We start from the raw sequence: 18,169 nt of genomic DNA, 5'->3' as shown, positions 1-18,169 counted from the left end.
GGCATCGATCATGGCTATGGTTCAACCCAAATCTCAAAAGCTGCGCCTCCTCGTGACGCACTTAGGGCTGCTGATTTTTATCGCGGCGATCATGTTCCCTCTGCTGATGGTTATCGCGATCTCACTACGTGAAGGGAACTTTGCCACCGGCAGTCTGATCCCGGAAAAAATCTCCTGGGAGCACTGGCGGCTGGCGCTGGGCTTCAGCGTCGAGCATGCTGATGGCCGGGTCACGCCGCCACCCTTCCCGGTACTGTTGTGGCTGTGGAACTCGGTGAAGATTGCCGGGATCACCGCCATCGGTATCGTGGCGCTCTCGACCACTTGCGCTTACGCCTTTGCCCGCATGCGCTTCCCGGGTAAAGCCACGCTGCTTAAAGGGATGTTGATTTTCCAGATGTTCCCGGCGGTACTGTCGCTGGTGGCATTGTATGCCTTGTTTGACCGTCTTGGTCAGTACATTCCGTTTATCGGCCTGAACACGCACGGCGGGGTGATCTTCGCCTATCTTGGCGGTATCGCGCTGCACGTCTGGACCATTAAAGGCTATTTCGAAACCATCGACGGCTCGCTGGAAGAAGCGGCAGCGCTGGATGGCGCCACGCCGTGGCAGGCTTTCCGCCTGGTGTTGTTGCCGCTGTCGGTACCGATTCTGGCGGTGGTGTTTATCCTGTCGTTTATCGCCGCCATCACCGAAGTGCCGGTTGCTTCTCTGTTACTGCGTGATGTCAACAGCTATACCCTGGCCGTGGGGATGCAGCAATATCTCAACCCACAAAACTATCTGTGGGGCGATTTTGCCGCGGCGGCTGTGCTTTCTGCCATTCCGATCACCCTGGTGTTCCTGCTGGCCCAGCGCTGGCTGGTTAACGGCCTGACGGCAGGCGGTGTGAAAGGATAAGTTTTATGCTGTACCCGCCCGGAAACGGGCAATGCCACTGCACCCTCAACGTGTATTTATCCAACTTGTGACTGTAATTCGGCGCTCCCCGGAGCGCCTTTTTTTATGTTATTTGATAATGCCGTTATGATTATTATCTTTCGTGCTCACGGTCACTGCTTTTCTATTTTCCTTTTATCACCCGGCGCAACAAACAGAATTAAGATCACAGAAAAGACATTACGTAACCGCAATGTAAAAAATGATAATTGTTTTACCTGCCTGTTAAACCCACCATCTTCGACACTGATAAAAAGAACTGTATCCGCAAGGCAGGTCTGAATGAACACCCCATATAATTCCCGATATATTTTTTCGATTACCTTAGTCGCAACATTAGGAGGGTTATTATTTGGCTACGATACTGCGGTAATATCCGGTACCGTTGAGTCATTGAATACCGTCTTTGTTGCCCCACAACATCTCAGTGAATCCGCCGCCAACTCGTTGCTCGGCTTCTGTGTCGCCAGCGCCTTGATCGGCTGCATCATTGGCGGCGCGATCGGCGGCTATTGCAGCAACCGCTTCGGTCGTCGCGATTCGCTTAAAATTGCCGCACTGTTGTTCTTTATTTCCGGTGTCGGTTCCGCCTGGCCGGAATTAGGCTTTACCACCATCAATCCGGATAATACCGTCCCCGTTTATCTGGCTGGATACGTTCCTGAATTTGTTATTTATCGTATCATTGGCGGTATTGGCGTCGGGTTAGCGTCCATGCTGTCGCCAATGTATATCGCTGAAATGGCGCCTGCGCCAATCCGCGGGAAACTGGTTTCGTTTAACCAGTTCGCGATTATTTTCGGCCAACTCCTGGTGTACTGCGTCAACTATTTTATTGCCAAATCCGGCGACGCGACCTGGCTGAATATCAACGGTTGGCGTTATATGTTCGCCTCGGAATGTATTCCTGCCCTGCTCTTTTTACTGCTGCTGTATACCGTTCCGGAAAGCCCGCGCTGGCTGATGGCGCACGGCAAACAGGAACAGGCCGAAGGCATTCTGCGCAAAATTATGGGATCCTCGCTCGCCACGCAGGCCGTACAGGAGATTCACCAGTCGCTGGAGCACGGCCGCAAAACCGGCGGACGCCTGCTGATGTTTGGCGTGGGGGTTATTGTGATTGGCGTTATGCTCTCAGTGTTCCAACAGTTTGTCGGCATCAACGTGGTCCTTTATTACGCGCCGGAAGTGTTTAAGACGCTGGGCGCCAGCACCGACGTGGCGCTGTTACAAACCATTATCGTTGGCGTGATCAACCTGAGCTTTACCGTGCTGGCCATTATGACGGTAGATAAATTTGGCCGTAAGCCGCTGCAAATCATCGGCGCGCTCGGTATGGCTATCGGGATGTTTAGCCTCGGCACCGCGTTTTACACCCAGGCGCCGGGAATCGTCGCCCTGCTGTCGATGCTGTTCTACGTCGCCGCGTTTGCCATGTCGTGGGGTCCGGTATGCTGGGTTCTGCTGGCGGAAATCTTCCCGAACGCGATTCGTGGCAAAGCGCTGGCTATCGCCGTCGCCGCTCAGTGGCTGGCAAACTATTTTGTCTCCTGGACTTTCCCAATGATGGACAAAAATTCGTGGCTGGTCGCACATTTTCACAACGGTTTCTCCTACTGGATTTACGGTTGTATGGGCGTGCTGGCAGCGCTGTTTATGTGGAAGTTCGTGCCGGAGACCAAAGGCAAGACGCTGGAAGAACTGGAAGAACTGTGGGCACCTGCGGAGAAAAAATCCCGCGAAGCCCCCGCACAGTGATTACTCTTACCTTCAACGGCGGCCTGCGGGCCGCCTTTTGCTGTTTAGCGCAACGCTAGACACGTACAAAGTCGGTTTCGAAATTAAAGGTATGCCAGAGATGACGCGCGCAGGAGTACTCGAAAAGGCGACCATTGTCGAGAAAGGCGGTTTGTTCCACCTGAATCAGGATAGTCGGCTCGCTTAAGTCCAGCCACTGCCGCTCCTGGTCACTGGCGTTCCGCCCGGTTACCGTCATATGCGCACTGTGAATAATCTGCCCCAGTTCACGGGTAATGTAAGCGTAAATGGAGTGCTGAATATGACGGAGGTTGAGATGAGGGAAAAGCGCCACCGGCATCCAGGTGTACTCAACAATCGATGGGATCGCGTCAATAATACGCACCCGCTGAATCTCATGGACCAGTTCGCCTTCCGGGATTTGCAATTTTTGCGCAATGTCCTGCTTCGCAGGCACAGCGGCATACTGCTGGACGCGTGTCGACAACGTTTTACCGTAGCTGGCACACCGCTGCGCGGTGCCTATGAGATGAGAATTGCTGGCGGCAGAAACCTGACGCTTTACAAAAGACCCCAGCCCGCGTTTACGTAACACCAGACCTTCTCTGACCAGCAGATCCAGCGCCTTCGCCACCGTTAATTCGCTACAGGCAAATTCAGCCGCCAGTTTCGCGCCTTCGGGAAGTTTTTTGTCCGGAGCATAAATGCCCGCCACAATGCGATGTCGCACCTTGTGGTATATGTCCATATATTTCGGCATAGTTCCTCCGCAAACGGCCCCTTACGGGGCCGGTTCTTGTTATCGGGATAGTGAGGCCGCCATCCGCACCCAGGTATGTCGTCGCCCACGAATCGCAATCGACAAGGCATTGAGCGCCTGCGGATCGGCCATACCCGCCACGCCGGCGTCGCCAAAATTATGCATGTCGCTGCCGCAACGCTTACTGGCAAGGCCAATTTCGCGCACCGTAGCACAATCCGCCCCTTCCTGACTACTGCTCAGGGTGGTGACGGCAAGTCCGCCGCAGTCGTGCACCGCCTGCACAATTTCCGCTACACGGACTTCCGACGCGCCGCGACAGCCCGCGGGTGCCGGAAAGATTACGCCATGCGCGCCAGCCCGGATATAGCTGGCATACTCTTCCGGCTGCCCCAGCCCTGTCGTCAAGAATTTCGCGACCAGAATCAGTTTATCTGTTTGCGCTCGGAGCTGGCTAATCGCCTGGCGCAGACGTTCAGGCGTGACGCCGGGTTTGTCATAGCCGGTGAGGCAGAAGAAATCTGCATGTGCCATCGCATGGAAATGCGCGGGCGAAAAAGCATTGGGCGTTGAGGCATCGCCTTCTCCGCTGATTTCAAAACTGACGCCAGTTAAGCGCCCGGTTAACCGTTTCACCTGGGTGACAGGATCGTTGCCAAACCGGCCGTCGCCGCCGTTGAGCTCAGGTTGCAGGCAGTTTACGCCCTTCAACAACAGCAAATCTGCGCCGAAGGCGCTAATCAGTTCCGCGTTGGTCACTTCTGCAAACAACGGCGGTGACTGTACGGCGATCTCGGCCATAATGACTCGCCCTTCGCTGACCATAATGGCTTCGCGCAACTCATCGCCCATGACGGGGAGAGAAAAGTCGCTGGCCCGACAGTTGAGGATCCGTTTCATCATGCAACCTCCCCGCCGAGGGTGACAATGGCAGGAGACGGTTGGCGAAATGCCGTTTCAAGGATTTCGAGGTTGGTCAGCGCCTCGCTTTCACTGAGGTAATTCGCCTCTCCGCGGGTCAGGGTCGCATACAGCGAATCGTAAACGCGGCCATAATCACCCGGAACCGCCGCAAACGTCTCGCGGACGGAATCCCCGTCAGCATTCACATACTCCAGCACGGCCATTTCTTGATCCGCGCCAAATGCGGCGTCTCCTGGCATAATACCGGCTTTCAGGCTGGTCTCTTGTTGATCGATACCATAGCGAATAAACGACCCCCGGGTACCATGAACGATAAACCGCGGCCCGGCTATTTTGACCAGATGACTGGTTTTGACAATCGCGGTGGTGGTGCCGTAATAGAGATGTACTTCAAAGGTATCGTCAGGATTATGCGGATTTCTCAGCTTACGGAGATGGTATCCAACCTGCTGCGGACGACCCAATAGCGAGAGGATTTGATCAACGGTGTGCACGCCCAGGCCATAAAACGCGCCGGTGAAATCGCTGCCCGGACAGGTTTCTGCATCGGGGCGAAAATAGTCGAAGTGGCTTTCGATGTCGACAATATCGCCCAGTTTGCCGCTCTCAATAGCCTGTTTCATGGTCAGAAAGCAGCTATCGAACCGTCTGTTCTGAAAGGGCGTGACGGTAAGTCCTTTTTCGCGCGCCAGCGCAAACAGCGTTCTGGCTTCCTCCAGCGTGGTGGTAAACGGTTTCTCCACCAGCACGTTTTTACCTTTTTCAAGGCATAATTTTGCGTATTGGTAATGGCTGTCAGGGTGGGTACAGATCACCACCAGTTGGATTTCGCTGTCGTTCAGAATATCGTCAGGATTCGACGTGAAAGTAATATGCTGATAGCGTTCGCTGGCTTCAATTTCCGGCTTACGCTGAATATCATAAATACGCTTAACGTTGAATTTATCTTTGCGATACAGAACATACGGCAAATGATAACGGGTGGCGCTTTTACCAAAACCGATATAAGCACAATTAATCATGATTATTCCTTAATAAAAAAAGATAAGGCCGCGTGAACCGCAGCGGGTCCGTCGAGTTTGCTAAAATGCTGAGGATCTATCGGGACAACAGGGCAGTGATGATTAATCTCCTGCGCGATCGTTTCCTGAAGATAAGCGAGCTGCGGCCCGAGCAAAATCAGCTGCGCCTTTTCATACTCTTGCGCCAGTTTTCCGGCGTTAACCGCATAAACAGTCAGCGTGCAACTCTGGCTCTCGGTATATTTACGCATTTTCGATGCCATCAATGAGGTGGACATGCCTTCATTGCAGGCCAGAATAATGGTTTTACCGTCCAGCAGATGAATACCTTCTGCGTCATCGCCATGGGTCTCAGCGTTTTGCTCCGCAACGATTTCGTCGATGACCTGTTCATTGCGGTTCTTGATCATTGCGCTTTCGTAGGCTTTCAAAAATGGCATATAGATAATCACCCCCAGCGCCAGCAAAACCGCCTGCAAAATCACATTGCGGTAATCACCGCCGGAACCCAGCCATCCGGAAATAAATGGCGGAACAGACCACGGGACATACGCGACTATTTTCGACACCCATCCCCAGGACGTTGAAAAATAAGCGATAATAAAATTAATTTGTGGGTAAACGATGAATGGAATCATCATTAACGGATTATAAAGCACCGGGAAACCAAATATTACCGGTTCGTTGATATTGAAGAGGCCCGGCGCAATGACCGTTCGGGAAAATTTACGATGGCTGGATAATTTACTACGAATAAATACGGCCAGCAGCAGCGCCAGCGTGCTCCCTGTCCCGCCCATATGACCGTAAAGATCGCGAAACGGTAGCACGATGATATGCGGCGGAACTTGCCCGCTGGCAAAAGCCGCCATATTTTCCTGCATCGCCACCAGTAGCGGCGGCTCCAGGACAGGATTGATAATACCGCCGGGATGAATCCCTAATGCAAACAGGATATTGGTAAGCGTCGTCAGCACCAGAAAGCCAGGAAGATTGGTGGTTAAATGCACTAATGGCGCCTGTATAAGCTGCTGTATCAGGGCCTGAACCTCTGTGTGCGCCAGCGTGCTTACCGCAAACGCCGCCAGCGCGAAACTGGCTATCGTCAGCATTATCGAAAACATGGCCTGAAAGGATTGCACCACCATTGGTGGGACGTCTTCACCAAGGCGAATCTGTAGCGCCTGACATTTTGACACCCACAAGAAGAGATTGGTTGAGAGTATCGCCGTGAGTATCGCCAGAAAGACGCCCCCGGCATTGGTACAAGCGTAAGGCACGATACCCGACAGTGTAATCTTCTGACCATCTGCCAGGGTTTGCGTTGTTTCGAGCGGCATCAATACATAGAATACCGCCAGCGCGACCATCGCGGGTATAACCGGCGTCGGGTTTTTTTTCTTACTGGCGACGTGATACGCCACTAATATTACCAGCATCAGCGATAATATATTCATCGTGCCATTAAGAATTCGCTCACCAATATTACGCAGACGTAATAAGGCTTCGGCAGATAAAAAGTTGCTCAATAGGCCATTGGTATCAAGAATGACATAATTGAGCATAATAAATAAACCCGCCAGCACGAGGAAGGGAACCGCAATAATAAAACTATCGCGTAAGCTCCGTAAATGAACCTCGGCGGCCATCTTCTGCGAGGCGTCAGTAATCCGCCCCAGTATTGAGGATTGAAACATACCGTATCCCTGTCGAAAAGAGGATTAACGCGGAGCGGGGAAATTCAGCGCGATCATTTCCTGAATAAGTTCCCGGGCGAGCATGGCCGTCATTAAATGGTCCTGTGCATGGACCATAATTAAATGAACCGGTACTTTCCCTTCTCCTTCATCATATTCAATTAGTCGGGTTTGTAAGGCGTGGGCTTCTTTCGCGGCTTGTTCAGACGCGGCCATTTGCTTCGCGGATTCAGAAAAATTGCCTTTTCGGGCCTCCTGTAACGCCTTAAATGCGCAGCTTTTACACTGCCCGGCATTAACAATCAGGCCCATCACGGTCTCTTCATAGCCTGTTTCGCTAAACATATGCACTCTCCATGAAATGTGAATGACGACATCCACCTCTGGTGAGATCCCTCACCGCCCTCAGGTTTCATGGAAAAGCATTTAAAACTATATAGTTTTAAATTAAATCTATATAGATCACATTTTAAACACTGCCTGAAGCGTCATTCCCGCTTAAGCCGTTTCGAATTACATAACCATAGCGTGATCACCAACAGCAGGATCGCCGCCGAGTAGATCAGCACATCCAGTGGAGAGGTATGATCGACGATGATCAGCCGCACAATCGCAGTGATCCCGATATACACAAAATAACGTAGCGGAAAGTGAAAGCCGGACTGAAAGTACTTAACAATCAGAGCGATAAATTCGAAATAGAGAAAATAGACCACCAGCCCTTCCACCAGCTCATATTTGCTGGTTTGCTCAGGCGCAAACAAGACATCCGCGAGATGCAGCGTCTCTTTTCCGAGGAAGACAACGAGGATCAGCCCCAGACTCAGCAGGCCAAGGTTCAGAACAGTCTGAAGCACGGTGGAGATAAACTCCGCGCGTGGACGAGATAATGACGTCATAACGGCACCTCTTTCTCAGTGGCGAGGTTCCTGTATAACGCAAAAATGTGACGGTGATCTATATTTTTTGTTTATGTTTGCTTATTCATCCGATGGCGCTGCGGTTAGCGGAGCGACAAAAACGTTAGCCGGGCAAGCGCTGTGCCGCCCGGCTAACAGCATTAACGGAAATTCACGCTCCGGTCGCTGGTCATGTCGTACAGCTGGAATTTACGTCCCAGTTGCTGACCACCGTCACGCGTCAGCGGCGTCCAGCCAACCGCCGCCCGGCTGCGGGTCGGGCCGGCGGAGAAGAGATCCAGCGGAATCGAGACATACACCCCTTTGGTGAAGTCCCCTTCGCCGTATTCGTCCGGCGACACGTTTGTGATGGTGGCGTAACCGCCCACCACCACGCCGCTGTCGAAGCGTTTGGAAATATCCAGCGTTCCGCCCTTATCGCCCGCCAGATACTGACCGACACTCGCTTTCACCAGCACATCCTGCGCAAATGACGGCGTCCAGTAGGCGGTCAAATGCCCGGTCTTAACGCTGTAGTCGGTGAATTTCATCATCTCTTTCGCGCTGCGCCAGTCACGCTGTTTCACGTAATTCGCGTCGAGACCAAAGGCCCAGTTGCTGTCTACCGGACGGTAAAGAACCTCTGCCCCCGCGCCGCCGTACATGGTTTCCAGATAACCACCATAGACCTGGCCGTAGAAGCCGTTGCCGAAATACTGGAAGTAATTGGCCTGTAGGTTATTGACGTAAGCGTCGTTCTGCACATATTCACGCACCCGGGTACGCACACGCGGCAGCTTCGAGTCATTTGGCGGATTAGTGTAGTTAAACTTGTCATAGTTGTTGGCAAGGTTGCCAAACAGGCTACCGGTGGTCAACAGATGGTCGGTGACCCACAGATCGGCCGTCGCCATGACGCCCAACTGGTACATGTAGAAGTTTTCCGGCCCGCCCACGGACTGGTTCAGCACCGGATCGATGTGGAAAGCAAAGCGCGACTTGTCGATATACCAGCCCTGCTCGGTACTTTCGGGAACCACAGGCTCGAGGCGTTTTTGCGCCAGCGGCGTTTCGTGTCCCAGCGGTTCCCCTTCAAGATGACGTTTCAGGCTGGAGACGTCCGTCTCGGTGGTCACCTGCGGCAGGTTAAGCCGGTTTTCGGTTACGCGGATCGTGCGGATCCCCTCTGGCAGATCGTTCATCACGATCCGGTTCGCACGTTCAATCCCTTCACGCGAGTCGCGGTATTTCACCTGCTCGCCGGTGACATACAAGGTATCACCCTTCACCTGAATCTTTGGATCCGCCAGTCCGGCATTGTATTTCAGCAGCGTAAGCTGGTTCGCTACCACCGAGTGTTGCAGGATCGCGTCCTGGGGCTGCGGTTGGTATTTCGGTCGGGCGTTATCGCTGTAAGAGGGGCGCAAATCGTTGAAGTTTGTACGCAGCGTGACGCCAAACATAAAGGTGTTGCCGCGCTCATAGCTGAGGTTAACGTCGGCCCAATCGGTGACGCGATAAATGGCGCCGACGTTAAACTTGCTTTTCTGTTCCAGCTTGCCCGCGAAGTCCTGCTGGTAATTATTCCCTTCATATTCCAGCTTCAGGCGTAGCGGCTGCCAGGGCGTCTGGTATTCAACGCCGCCAAACAGCGAAGCCGGGCCGTGGAACATCTGGCTACCGTCAATGGATCCCGCCTGCTTATAACTATTATCGCGGTAACAATATTTGTCGCTGTAGGAACACAGCGGGTTTGTGACGTTGCCGCTGGTCCCCAGATAACCCCAGCCGAGCCCAAGTGAAAAATCAAACGGACCCCAGGCCTTGCTCGCCACGATGTATTCGGCGTCAAACAGGCCGGTCCCCCCGATATCCCGCGCCCCCACCGCCACCTGCGGCATCCAGTAGCTTTCTTCCCAAAGTCGCAGCTTCAGATCGAAGGCTTTATCTTTATAGGTTTGATCGCCGGAGAAAGACTCTACGCTACTGTATTGTCGGGTTCGCACGTCGGTATAACGCAGTGTGGTTTCCAGCCAGGGGAAAAGCTGTACGGAAGCCGAGTAGTAACGGTACTGATCGTTATCACGATAGTTGAGACTCAGCTCACCCTCACGCGCCATGCGCGCGGTCGGGGTTTGTAATAATCCTACGCCGCCAAAGTCAGACTGAGAGGGGCCAATGGGCGCAGGGTACGTTTCGGCGTGGCAGGCCGCGCTGATGCCCAGCGCCAGTAAGCTGAGCAGATGTGTTTTTTTCATTATTCGGGTATCCGCTGCGTCAGGGTATGGAGAATGTCGGCGTTCAGCGCGTCCGGTTCGCAGCTCCAGACAGAATCGTCAAGCCCTACAAAAATGATACTGCCCGGCATCGGTTCAACGTGACGTTTATTCCAGTAAGCGACCGGCACTTTCTGACTGCGTCCATCAGGATAAACAACCCACGCGTAGCTGCGATCCGCGCCACTGAGCAAGTTTTGTCCGTCAAGATAATGGGTGACATCGCGTCCGGGCATAAACGGTTGTTTTCCGGGACGGCTCAGCAGGCCGAACAGAGTGATCTCCGTGGGCTGCGCGCCTACCCACAGCGTATAGTTTCCCTGGAGCGGCGGATTACCGCGTTCGCTAACGCGCACCACGTCCGGGTCGAGCGTGATATGTTGCCTGCCGGTGATCTTCAGCGCCTGAATTTGCTGGCGCAGGGTGTTGATAGCGGCGGCATCGTCACCGCTCTCTTCCGCGCTCAGCGCCGCCAGTCGCGCGACCAGCGCCTGCTGTTGACGCAGTGCCGTGGCGGTAGCCTGTTCTTCGCTAATGACCGCCCCCGGCCACCAGCTGTTCGCCAGCCTCGGCTGGCCGACCAGATCGATCAGGTGTTCCGCGCCGGTCAGCGTTTTGGCTTCCTCGCCCCCTGCCATAAAGACCTTGACGGTGCCCGCGGCAATAACCGATGACGCGCTCAGGCTCAAGAGCAGCGCGGTAAGCGTTCGTCTCATCATGATTTTGCCGCCTTGATCAGCGTAGTTTTCACCGGGAAGAAGTCCGCCCCCAGATACTGCTCTGACTGGCGAATCTGCCCTTCGCTGTCTACCCAGTAGCGGTTATGCCAGCGTGCCTGGTCGGTGGTCACCGCCTCGTCCAGCACACGTACCGGCGTTTCATCACTGCCCACCTTCACCGTATCGCTGCCGTCCCACGTAAAGACCGAGCGCGCGGTGGCGTAGCGAACCTGCCTGAATTCGGTCCAGCCCATCGTGCGGATCCAGGTGGCGCCGTCGACGATCTGGTTGGGCTTTCTTAGCGGGTCTTCAGCGAGGTTATTGACCTCTATAAGGTTGTCGCCGCCGAGCAGCGTTTTCACCAACCGACCATGCTGGGTCACGAGAGTCGCCTGATCCTGGGTCACCCATTTCTGCTGCCCGTTCTCCGCGAAGGCGAGCACCACGAACAGCTGCGGTCCGCCGTTAAGCTGCATATACTGACTGGCATAGGGCATATTCTGGATATCGTCGTCCGTCAGTTGGACGCCAGGCGTACCGAACATGCTGTCCCACAGTGAGTTGCCCAGTTCTTTGGTGGTGGCTGAGCATGCCTGTAACAGCAGGCAAATAAAGATGATTCCAGGTCGCTTCACGACTCTTCTCCGCATGGTTGCCAGGGGTGCGTAACCCTGGCCTTCAGGCCCACAGGCTTTCGGAAATCTAAAATAACCACACCGAAGTGTGGTTATGGTTAAACGTACCGGTGTTACTGGGTACTGGTGGTCGTGGTGGTGGTGGTCCCGGTATTGGAACCGTCACCGCCGCCGGTTGCCGCCAGAGCGACACCCACCGCTGAGCTTACGGTGCTGGCGCTGGTCGCGGAGGAACTGCCCGCTGACACCGACGTCGCCGCCGAACCTGCCGCTTCACCCACCTGAACGGGGGCTGCGTAGACAGAGCTCGCCGCAAGCGCAGATATGGCAAAAATGCCATACAGAACTTTTTTCATAACAATTTCCCTTCATTGAATGAATGGAGATTTACCCAAAAGCGTTTCGGGCGGGATCGAGTATACACAACTAAAGCATGCGGATTGCGGCGGGTCTAAATAGCGAAGTCGTTTTAGGATAATTGGACTTTTGGTGAGCAATTGATTTTAATGTAAATATGATTACGCTTTATAATCAATGCGTTGAAATTTCATGCGTATGCCTTTACCCTCCGTATTTTCCTAAAATAACTCAGGGTGATTTTAGGGGTATTCATTATTTTAGGATTAAGCTCAATATCATTATTTGCGCATCAGCACGGACAAACAGAATTATCTTATAAAAAAGCCGATATGAATATCGGCTTAAAATGAGTTCGATAAATTCATTGGAATGACAGCATAAACGCAGCCGCTACGGCTGCGTTTCAAAAGCCGATTAGCGCCAGGCTTTATAGCGGTTGATTAACCCGTTGGTTGAACTGTCATGGCTGCTGATCTCTTTATCATCATTCAGCTCCGGCAGAATACGGTTAGCCAGCTGTTTGCCCAGCTCTACGCCCCACTGGTCAAAAGTGAAGATGTTAAGAATCACGCCCTGAGTGAAGATTTTATGCTCATACAGCGCGATCAGCGCGCCCAGGCTAAACGGCGTGATTTCGCGCAGCAGGATAGAGTTGGTCGGACGGTTGCCTTCGAACACTTTGAACGGCACAACGTGCTCAAGCGTCGCCGGATCTTTACCCTGGTCGCGGTATTCCTGCTCAACCACCTCGCGGGATTTACCAAACGCCAGCGCTTCGGTCTGGGCGAAGAAGTTAGACAGCAGCTTCGGATGGTGGTCGGACAGCGGGTTGTGCGTAATCGCCGGGGCGATAAAGTCGCAAGGCACCATCTTAGTCCCCTGGTGGATCAGCTGGTAGAACGCGTGCTGGCCGTTAGTGCCCGGCTCGCCCCAGATGATGGGGCCCGTCTGGTAATCCACCGGATTGCCGTTACGGTCAACGTATTTGCCGTTGGATTCCATGTTGCCCTGTTGGAAGTAGGCCGCAAAGCGGTGCATATACTGGTCGTACGGCAGAATCGCTTCGGTTTCTGCGCCAAAGAAGTTGTTGTACCAGATACCGATCAGCGCCAGCAGCACCGGCAGGTTTTTCTCTGGCGCGGTGGTGGAGAAGTGCTTGTCCATTGCATGCGCGCCGGAGAGCAACTCAACAAAATTGTCGTAGCCCACAGAGAGGATAATCGACAGACCAATCGCTGACCACAGAGAGTAACGGCCGCCCACCCAGTCCCAGAATTCAAACATGTTGGCGGTATCAATACCGAACTCGCCGACCGCTTTCGCGTTGGTAGACAGCGCCGCGAAGTGCTTCGCCACGTGCTTTTCGTCACCGGCGGTTTTCAGGAACCAGTCGCGCGCGCTGTGGGCGTTGGTCATGGTCTCCTGAGTGGTGAAGGTTTTGGAGGCGACCAGGAACAGAGTGGTTTCCGGATTCACTGTCTTCAGCACTTCAGCGATGTGGGTGCCATCGACGTTGGAAACGAAGTGCATGTTCAGGTGATTTTTGTACGGACGCAACGCTTCGGTAACCATGAACGGACCAAGGTCGGAGCCGCCAATACCGATATTCACCACGTCGGTAATCGCTTTGCCGGTGTAACCCTTCCAGCGACCGGAAATGATCGCTTCAGAGAAGGTTTTCATCTTCTCGAGTACCGCGTTGACTTCCGGCATCACATCTTTGCCGTCAACGATAATGGGGGTATTGCTACGGTTACGCAGCGCCACGTGCAACACGGCGCGGTCTTCAGTACGGTTGATTTTCTCGCCGGAGAACATGGACTTGATGGCGCCCGCCAGATCGGTCTCTTTCGCCAGATCCTGCAGTTTGCTCAGCGTTTCTTCCGTGATGCGGTTTTTGGAGAAATCCACCAGCATCAGATCGTCAAACGTTGCGGAGAATTTGCTGAAGCGATCGCTATCCTTCGCGAACAGATCCGCGATGGTAACGTCCTTCATCTCGTTAAAGTGTTTCTGGAGTGCCTGCCAGGCAGAAGTCTGCGTCGGGTTGATGTTTTTCATGAGCAATACTCTTCTGATTTGAGAATTGTGACTGGGATCGATTGTAACGCCAGTCACCGAAAAGTGTGATTGTTTTAATGCCGTTGCCCTGGCCATGGTCAAACGAAATGAAAAGAAGCCAAAAGTATAGACGTTATTAGCACCTTTACTGAGCCTAAACGCAGCATAAAAAATCCGCATAATCCCGGCGTTGACAGTCCAGGCCACTCATTTTATTTATAAATACGCGAGTTAAATTTGCATTTGCGCCTGCACCGGTTTCTGTTTTGCCCTTGTGCCATGGTCGCTTTCTCATTCCCTGACACGAGGTTGTTATGACAGAGCTAGTCGTCTCCAAATTTGGCGGTACCAGCGTAGCCGATTTTGATGCCATGAACCGTAGCGCCGACGTGGTGCTTTCCGACACCAACGTGCGCGTGGTGGTGCTTTCCGCTTCGGCGGGTATCACCAATCTGTTGGTTGCGCTGGCGGAGGGACTGGAGCCGCCTGCGCGTTTTGAAAAACTCGACGCCATTCGGCAAATTCAGTTCGATATTCTTGAACGCCTGCGTTACCCGAACGTGATCCGTGAAGAGATCGAACGCCTGCTGGAAAATATCACCACGCTGGCGGAAGCCGCCTCATTAGCCACCTCGGCAGCGCTGACAGACGAGCTGGTCAGCCACGGCGAACTGATGTCGACCCTGCTGTTTGTTGAGATCCTGCGCGAACGCAACGTGCAGGCGCAGTGGTTCGACGTACGGAAAATCATGCGGACGAACGATCGCTTTGGTCGTGCCGAGCCGGACGTTGCCGCGCTGGCGGAACTGGCATCGCTGCAGCTGGCGCCGCGCCTGAGCGAAGGGCTGATCATCACCCAGGGCTTTATTGGCAGCGAAAGCAAAGGCCGCACCACGACGCTGGGTCGCGGCGGTAGTGACTACACGGCAGCGCTGCTGGCCGAAGCGCTGAACGCGACGCGAGTGGATATCTGGACGGACGTTCCGGGCATTTACACCACCGATCCCCGCGTCGTGCCGGCGGCAAAACGCATCGACGAAATCGCCTTCGAAGAAGCCGCGGAAATGGCCACCTTTGGCGCAAAAGTTCTCCATCCCGCGACTCTACTGCCGGCGGTACGCAGTGACATCCCGGTTTTTGTCGGATCGAGCAAAGACCCAAAAGCGGGCGGTACGCTGGTGTGCAACAAAACCCAAAACCCGCCACTGTTCCGCGCGTTGGCGCTGCGCCGCAAGCAGACGCTGCTCACCCTGCACAGCCTGAACATGCTGCATTCGCGTGGCTTCCTGGCCGAAGTGTTCGGTATCCTCGCGCGTCATAATATCTCGGTCGACCTGATTACCACGTCGGAAGTCAGCGTGGCGCTGACCCTCGACACCACCGGTTCAACCTCGACCGGCGATACGCTGCTGACGCAGTCACTGTTGATGGAACTGTCCGCGCTGTGTCGGGTGGAAGTCGAAGAAGGTCTGGCGCTGGTGGCCCTGATTGGCAACGATCTGTCGAAAGCCTGCGGCGTCGGCAAAGAGGTGTTTGGCGTACTGGAACCGTTTAACATCCGTATGATCTGCTACGGGGCATCCAGCCATAACCTGTGCTTCCTGGTGCCGGGCGCAGAAGCTGAACAGGTTGTGCAGAAGCTGCACCATAATTTGTTTGAGTGATTGAATTTTTATGCCGGAAGGCCCGATGCGCGCAAGCGTCATCGGGCCTTTTTATTTCATTACCGTCCGCACAATGCTTCCGACAAACATAAATTGTTTGAATATTAAACGCTTCCGCGATAAACAATAAGCATGGCCAGGCTCGATCCCGGCCTGTTTATAACGACACAACACACTTATCGCAAGGAATGAAACATGCTGGCCACTCTCACGCGGCTGTTCCCATTATGGGCGCTGCTGCTCTCTGTTATTGCGTATTACACCCCCTCCACTTTTACGCCGGTCGGTCCGTGGATCGCCACCCTACTGATGCTGATTATGTTCGGCATGGGCGTTCACCTTAAGGTTGACGATTTCAAACGCGTGCTTTCCCGGCCTGCGCCGGTGGCTGCCGGGATTTTCCTGCATTATCTGCTGATGCCGCTCGCGGCCTGGGTGCTGGCGCTGGCGTTCAGGATGCCGCCGGAACTGTCCGCAGGTATGGTGCTGGTGGGCAGCGTCGCCAGCGGCACGGCCTCAAACGTGATGATTTATCTGGCGAAGGGTGATGTGGCGCTCTCCGTCACCATCTCGTCCGTCTCGACGCTGGTCGGGGTGGTGGCGACGCCGTTGCTGACGCGGCTGTACGTTGATGCGCACATTCAGGTGGATGTGATGGGCATGCTGCTCAGCATTTTGCAGATAGTGGTGATCCCGATCGCTCTGGGTCTGGTGGTGCACCATCTGTTTCCCCGCGTGGTAAAAGCGGTAGAGCCCTATTTGCCCGCGTTTTCGATGGTCTGCATTCTGGCGATCATCAGCGCCGTGGTGGCCGGTTCCGCCTCGCATATTGCCTCGGTCGGCTTTGTGGTGATTATAGCGGTGATCCTGCATAACACCCTCGGTTTGCTCGGCGGCTACTGGGGCGGACGCCTGTTCGGGTTTGATGAATCCACCTGCCGGACGCTGGCGATTGAAGTGGGCATGCAAAACTCCGGCCTCGCCGCGGCGCTGGGGAAAATCTACTTTGGCCCGCTCGCCGCCCTGCCCGGCGCGCTGTTCTCGGTCTGGCACAACCTTTCCGGCTCACTGCTGGCCGGTTACTGGTCCGGTAAGCCTATTGGGAAAAACAAGCATCAATAATTAACGGAAACAGAGGCCTGATAAGCTACGCGCCATTGGGTTATAAAGGCCAGTTGGCGGCTTCGCTTTATCTGGCCTACAAAGCATCGTCTCTTTGCCGTACACTGGTTGCACTATCCGATTGAGGACACCCGCATGGCACTCCCCCGCATTACCCAAAAAGAGATGACGGAACGCGAGCAGCGCGAGCTGAAAACGCTGCTGGATCGCGCGCGCATTGCACATGGTCGTCCGCTGACGAACAGCGAAACCAACAGCGTGAAGAAGGAGTACATCGATAAACTGATGGCCCTGCGCGAAGCAGAAGCTAAAAAAGCCCGCCAGTTGAAGAAAAAGCAGGCTTACAAACCGGATTCAGCGGCGTCGTTCTCCTGGTCGGCGAATACGCCAACGCGCGGCCGACGTTAACGACCTTTCTTTTTACGCCCCGGTGAGGTGAAACGCTTACCGTTTGCCGCCGGGCGCGCTTTCTCTTTTTCTTTCGGTTTTTCGATCTTCACCACTGGGCGCTTTATCCCCGCGGTTTTCGGCTTCGATTTTGCCTTCGGTTTCGCTTCAGACGATGAGTTTTCGATCAGCTTAAACAGCGTAATCAGTTCGTCATCCGTCAGGTCGCGCCATTCGCCGAGCGGCAGCCCGGCCAGGCCCACGTTCATGATGCGCGTACGTTCAAGCTTCGTGACTTCGTAACCGAAGTATTCGCACATCCGGCGGATCTGGCGGTTCAGCCCCTGAATCAGGGTAATGCGGAACACAAATGGCGCTTCTTTTTTTACCTTACACTTTTTAGTGACCGTACCAAGGATCGGCACGCCCGCGCCCATACCACGAATAAACTCGTCGATGATCGGCTTATCGACCGTCACCAGGTACTCTTTTTCATGATCGTTTCCGGCACGCAGGATTTTGTTCACCAGATCGCCGTGGTTGGTCAGGAAAATCAATCCCTGCGAGTCTTTATCCAGTCGGCCAATCGGGAATACGCGTTTACTGTGGTTAACGAAATCAACGATATTGTCACGCTCGCTGTCTTCAGTGGTGCTGACAATCCCCACCGGCTTGTTCAGGGCGATAAACACCAAATCTTCCGCTTCACGCGGCTCAATCAGCCGACCGTTGACCTTCACCACGTCGCCCGGCATCACCTGATCGCCGATGGTGGCGCGCTTTCCGTTAATGAAGACATTTCCTTGTTCGATAAAGCGGTCGGCTTCACGACGCGAGCAGATCCCGCTTTCGCTGATGTATTTATTGAGTCGGATGGATGAGTCGGGCAGCATAGTTTCTCCTGTAGACACTGCATTCTCCAGGGTGTTACTCCCTTGCCGCCTT

General features: G+C 54.2%; 17 protein-coding genes. 5 read left to right on the top strand and 12 right to left on the bottom strand.

Annotated elements, in window-relative coordinates; translation table 11 throughout:
* Nucleotides 1-10 precede the first annotated feature (10 nt).
* Together malG and xylE are read left to right on the top strand one after the other, a co-directional pair.
* Complete coding sequence (gene malG / locus OGY07_RS13590) at nt 11-901, top strand: maltose ABC transporter permease MalG (protein WP_042291250.1); 891 nt, start codon at nt 11-13, stop codon at nt 899-901.
* 321 nt (nt 902-1,222) lie between these two features.
* On the top strand, nt 1,223-2,698 hold the full coding sequence (gene xylE, locus OGY07_RS13585) for a D-xylose transporter XylE (RefSeq protein WP_042291255.1): 1,476 nt from the start codon (nt 1,223-1,225) through the stop codon (nt 2,696-2,698).
* Nucleotides 2,699-2,753: 55 nt separating this feature from the next.
* On the opposite strand, the gene OGY07_RS13580 is transcribed toward xylE, so the two are convergent.
* From OGY07_RS13580 to pgi, 11 genes are all read right to left on the bottom strand, one after another.
* A complete protein-coding gene (locus OGY07_RS13580; protein ID WP_042291256.1) occupies nt 2,754-3,458 on the bottom strand; it encodes a GntR family transcriptional regulator in 705 nt (234 codons plus the stop codon).
* A gap of 39 nt (nt 3,459-3,497) precedes the next feature.
* Nucleotides 3,498-4,361, bottom strand: coding sequence for a DUF7916 family protein (locus OGY07_RS13575; protein WP_084589032.1), 864 nt, complete (start codon nt 4,359-4,361; stop codon nt 3,498-3,500).
* Nucleotides 4,358-5,407, bottom strand: a complete 1,050-nt coding sequence (locus tag OGY07_RS13570; RefSeq protein WP_286601861.1) for an oxidoreductase — start codon at nt 5,405-5,407, stop codon at nt 4,358-4,360. Before OGY07_RS13570 ends, OGY07_RS13575 begins: the two co-directional genes overlap by 4 nt.
* Nucleotides 5,407-7,101 carry a PTS transporter subunit EIIC gene (locus OGY07_RS13565; protein WP_286601178.1) on the bottom strand — a complete coding sequence of 565 codons (1,695 nt, stop codon included), beginning with the start codon at nt 7,099-7,101 and terminating at the stop codon, nt 5,407-5,409. Before OGY07_RS13565 ends, OGY07_RS13570 begins: the two co-directional genes overlap by 1 nt.
* A gap of 24 nt (nt 7,102-7,125) precedes the next feature.
* Nucleotides 7,126-7,446, bottom strand: coding sequence for a PTS lactose/cellobiose transporter subunit IIA (locus OGY07_RS13560; protein ID WP_060570427.1), 321 nt, complete (start codon nt 7,444-7,446; stop codon nt 7,126-7,128).
* A 143-nt stretch (nt 7,447-7,589) separates the two neighbouring features.
* The gene (psiE, locus tag OGY07_RS13555; protein WP_042291264.1) at nt 7,590-8,000 is read right to left on the bottom strand and encodes a phosphate-starvation-inducible protein PsiE; all 411 of its coding nucleotides are present in this window, start codon (nt 7,998-8,000) and stop codon (nt 7,590-7,592) included.
* 161 nt (nt 8,001-8,161) lie between these two features.
* Nucleotides 8,162-10,258: a YjbH domain-containing protein gene (locus OGY07_RS13550; RefSeq protein ID WP_286601176.1), complete on the bottom strand. Its 2,097-nt coding sequence runs from the start codon at nt 10,256-10,258 to the stop codon at nt 8,162-8,164.
* Nucleotides 10,258-10,995 carry a capsule biosynthesis GfcC family protein gene (locus tag OGY07_RS13545; RefSeq protein ID WP_286601174.1) on the bottom strand — a complete coding sequence of 246 codons (738 nt, stop codon included), beginning with the start codon at nt 10,993-10,995 and terminating at the stop codon, nt 10,258-10,260. Before OGY07_RS13545 ends, OGY07_RS13550 begins: the two co-directional genes overlap by 1 nt.
* Nucleotides 10,992-11,630, bottom strand: a complete 639-nt coding sequence (locus tag OGY07_RS13540) for a YjbF family lipoprotein (protein ID WP_042291275.1) — start codon at nt 11,628-11,630, stop codon at nt 10,992-10,994. The genes OGY07_RS13545 and OGY07_RS13540 overlap by 4 nt, the downstream gene beginning before the upstream one ends.
* Before the next feature lie 113 nt (nt 11,631-11,743).
* The gene (yjbE, locus tag OGY07_RS13535; protein ID WP_042291277.1) at nt 11,744-11,986 is read right to left on the bottom strand and encodes an exopolysaccharide production protein YjbE; all 243 of its coding nucleotides are present in this window, start codon (nt 11,984-11,986) and stop codon (nt 11,744-11,746) included.
* Between the two features lie 418 nt (nt 11,987-12,404).
* Entirely contained in the window at nt 12,405-14,051 is a 1,647-nt protein-coding gene (pgi, locus tag OGY07_RS13530) for a glucose-6-phosphate isomerase (RefSeq protein ID WP_042291280.1), read from the bottom strand.
* 314 nt (nt 14,052-14,365) lie between these two features.
* Between pgi and lysC the strand changes: the two genes are divergently transcribed.
* From lysC to OGY07_RS13515, 3 genes are all read left to right on the top strand, one after another.
* Nucleotides 14,366-15,715: a lysine-sensitive aspartokinase 3 gene (lysC, locus tag OGY07_RS13525; RefSeq protein WP_042291284.1), complete on the top strand. Its 1,350-nt coding sequence runs from the start codon at nt 14,366-14,368 to the stop codon at nt 15,713-15,715.
* Nucleotides 15,716-15,910: 195 nt separating this feature from the next.
* On the top strand, nt 15,911-16,837 hold the full coding sequence (gene panS / locus OGY07_RS13520; RefSeq protein WP_042291287.1) for a ketopantoate/pantoate/pantothenate transporter PanS: 927 nt from the start codon (nt 15,911-15,913) through the stop codon (nt 16,835-16,837).
* Nucleotides 16,838-16,972: 135 nt separating this feature from the next.
* Nucleotides 16,973-17,245, top strand: coding sequence for a YjbD family protein (locus tag OGY07_RS13515; RefSeq protein ID WP_042291290.1), 273 nt, complete (start codon nt 16,973-16,975; stop codon nt 17,243-17,245).
* Here the strand turns inward: OGY07_RS13515 and rluF are convergent.
* Nucleotides 17,242-18,117, bottom strand: a complete 876-nt coding sequence (rluF, locus tag OGY07_RS13510) for a 23S rRNA pseudouridine(2604) synthase RluF (protein WP_286601168.1) — start codon at nt 18,115-18,117, stop codon at nt 17,242-17,244. The genes OGY07_RS13515 and rluF overlap by 4 nt on opposite strands.
* Nucleotides 18,118-18,169: the final 52 nt, after the last annotated feature.

It is taken from the genome of Citrobacter sp. Cs237 (assembly GCF_030332325.1).
In the GTDB taxonomy this organism is placed as follows: Bacteria; Pseudomonadota; Gammaproteobacteria; order Enterobacterales; family Enterobacteriaceae; genus Citrobacter_A; species Citrobacter_A sedlakii.
This window is presented reverse-complemented; position numbering and strand designations above follow the sequence as displayed.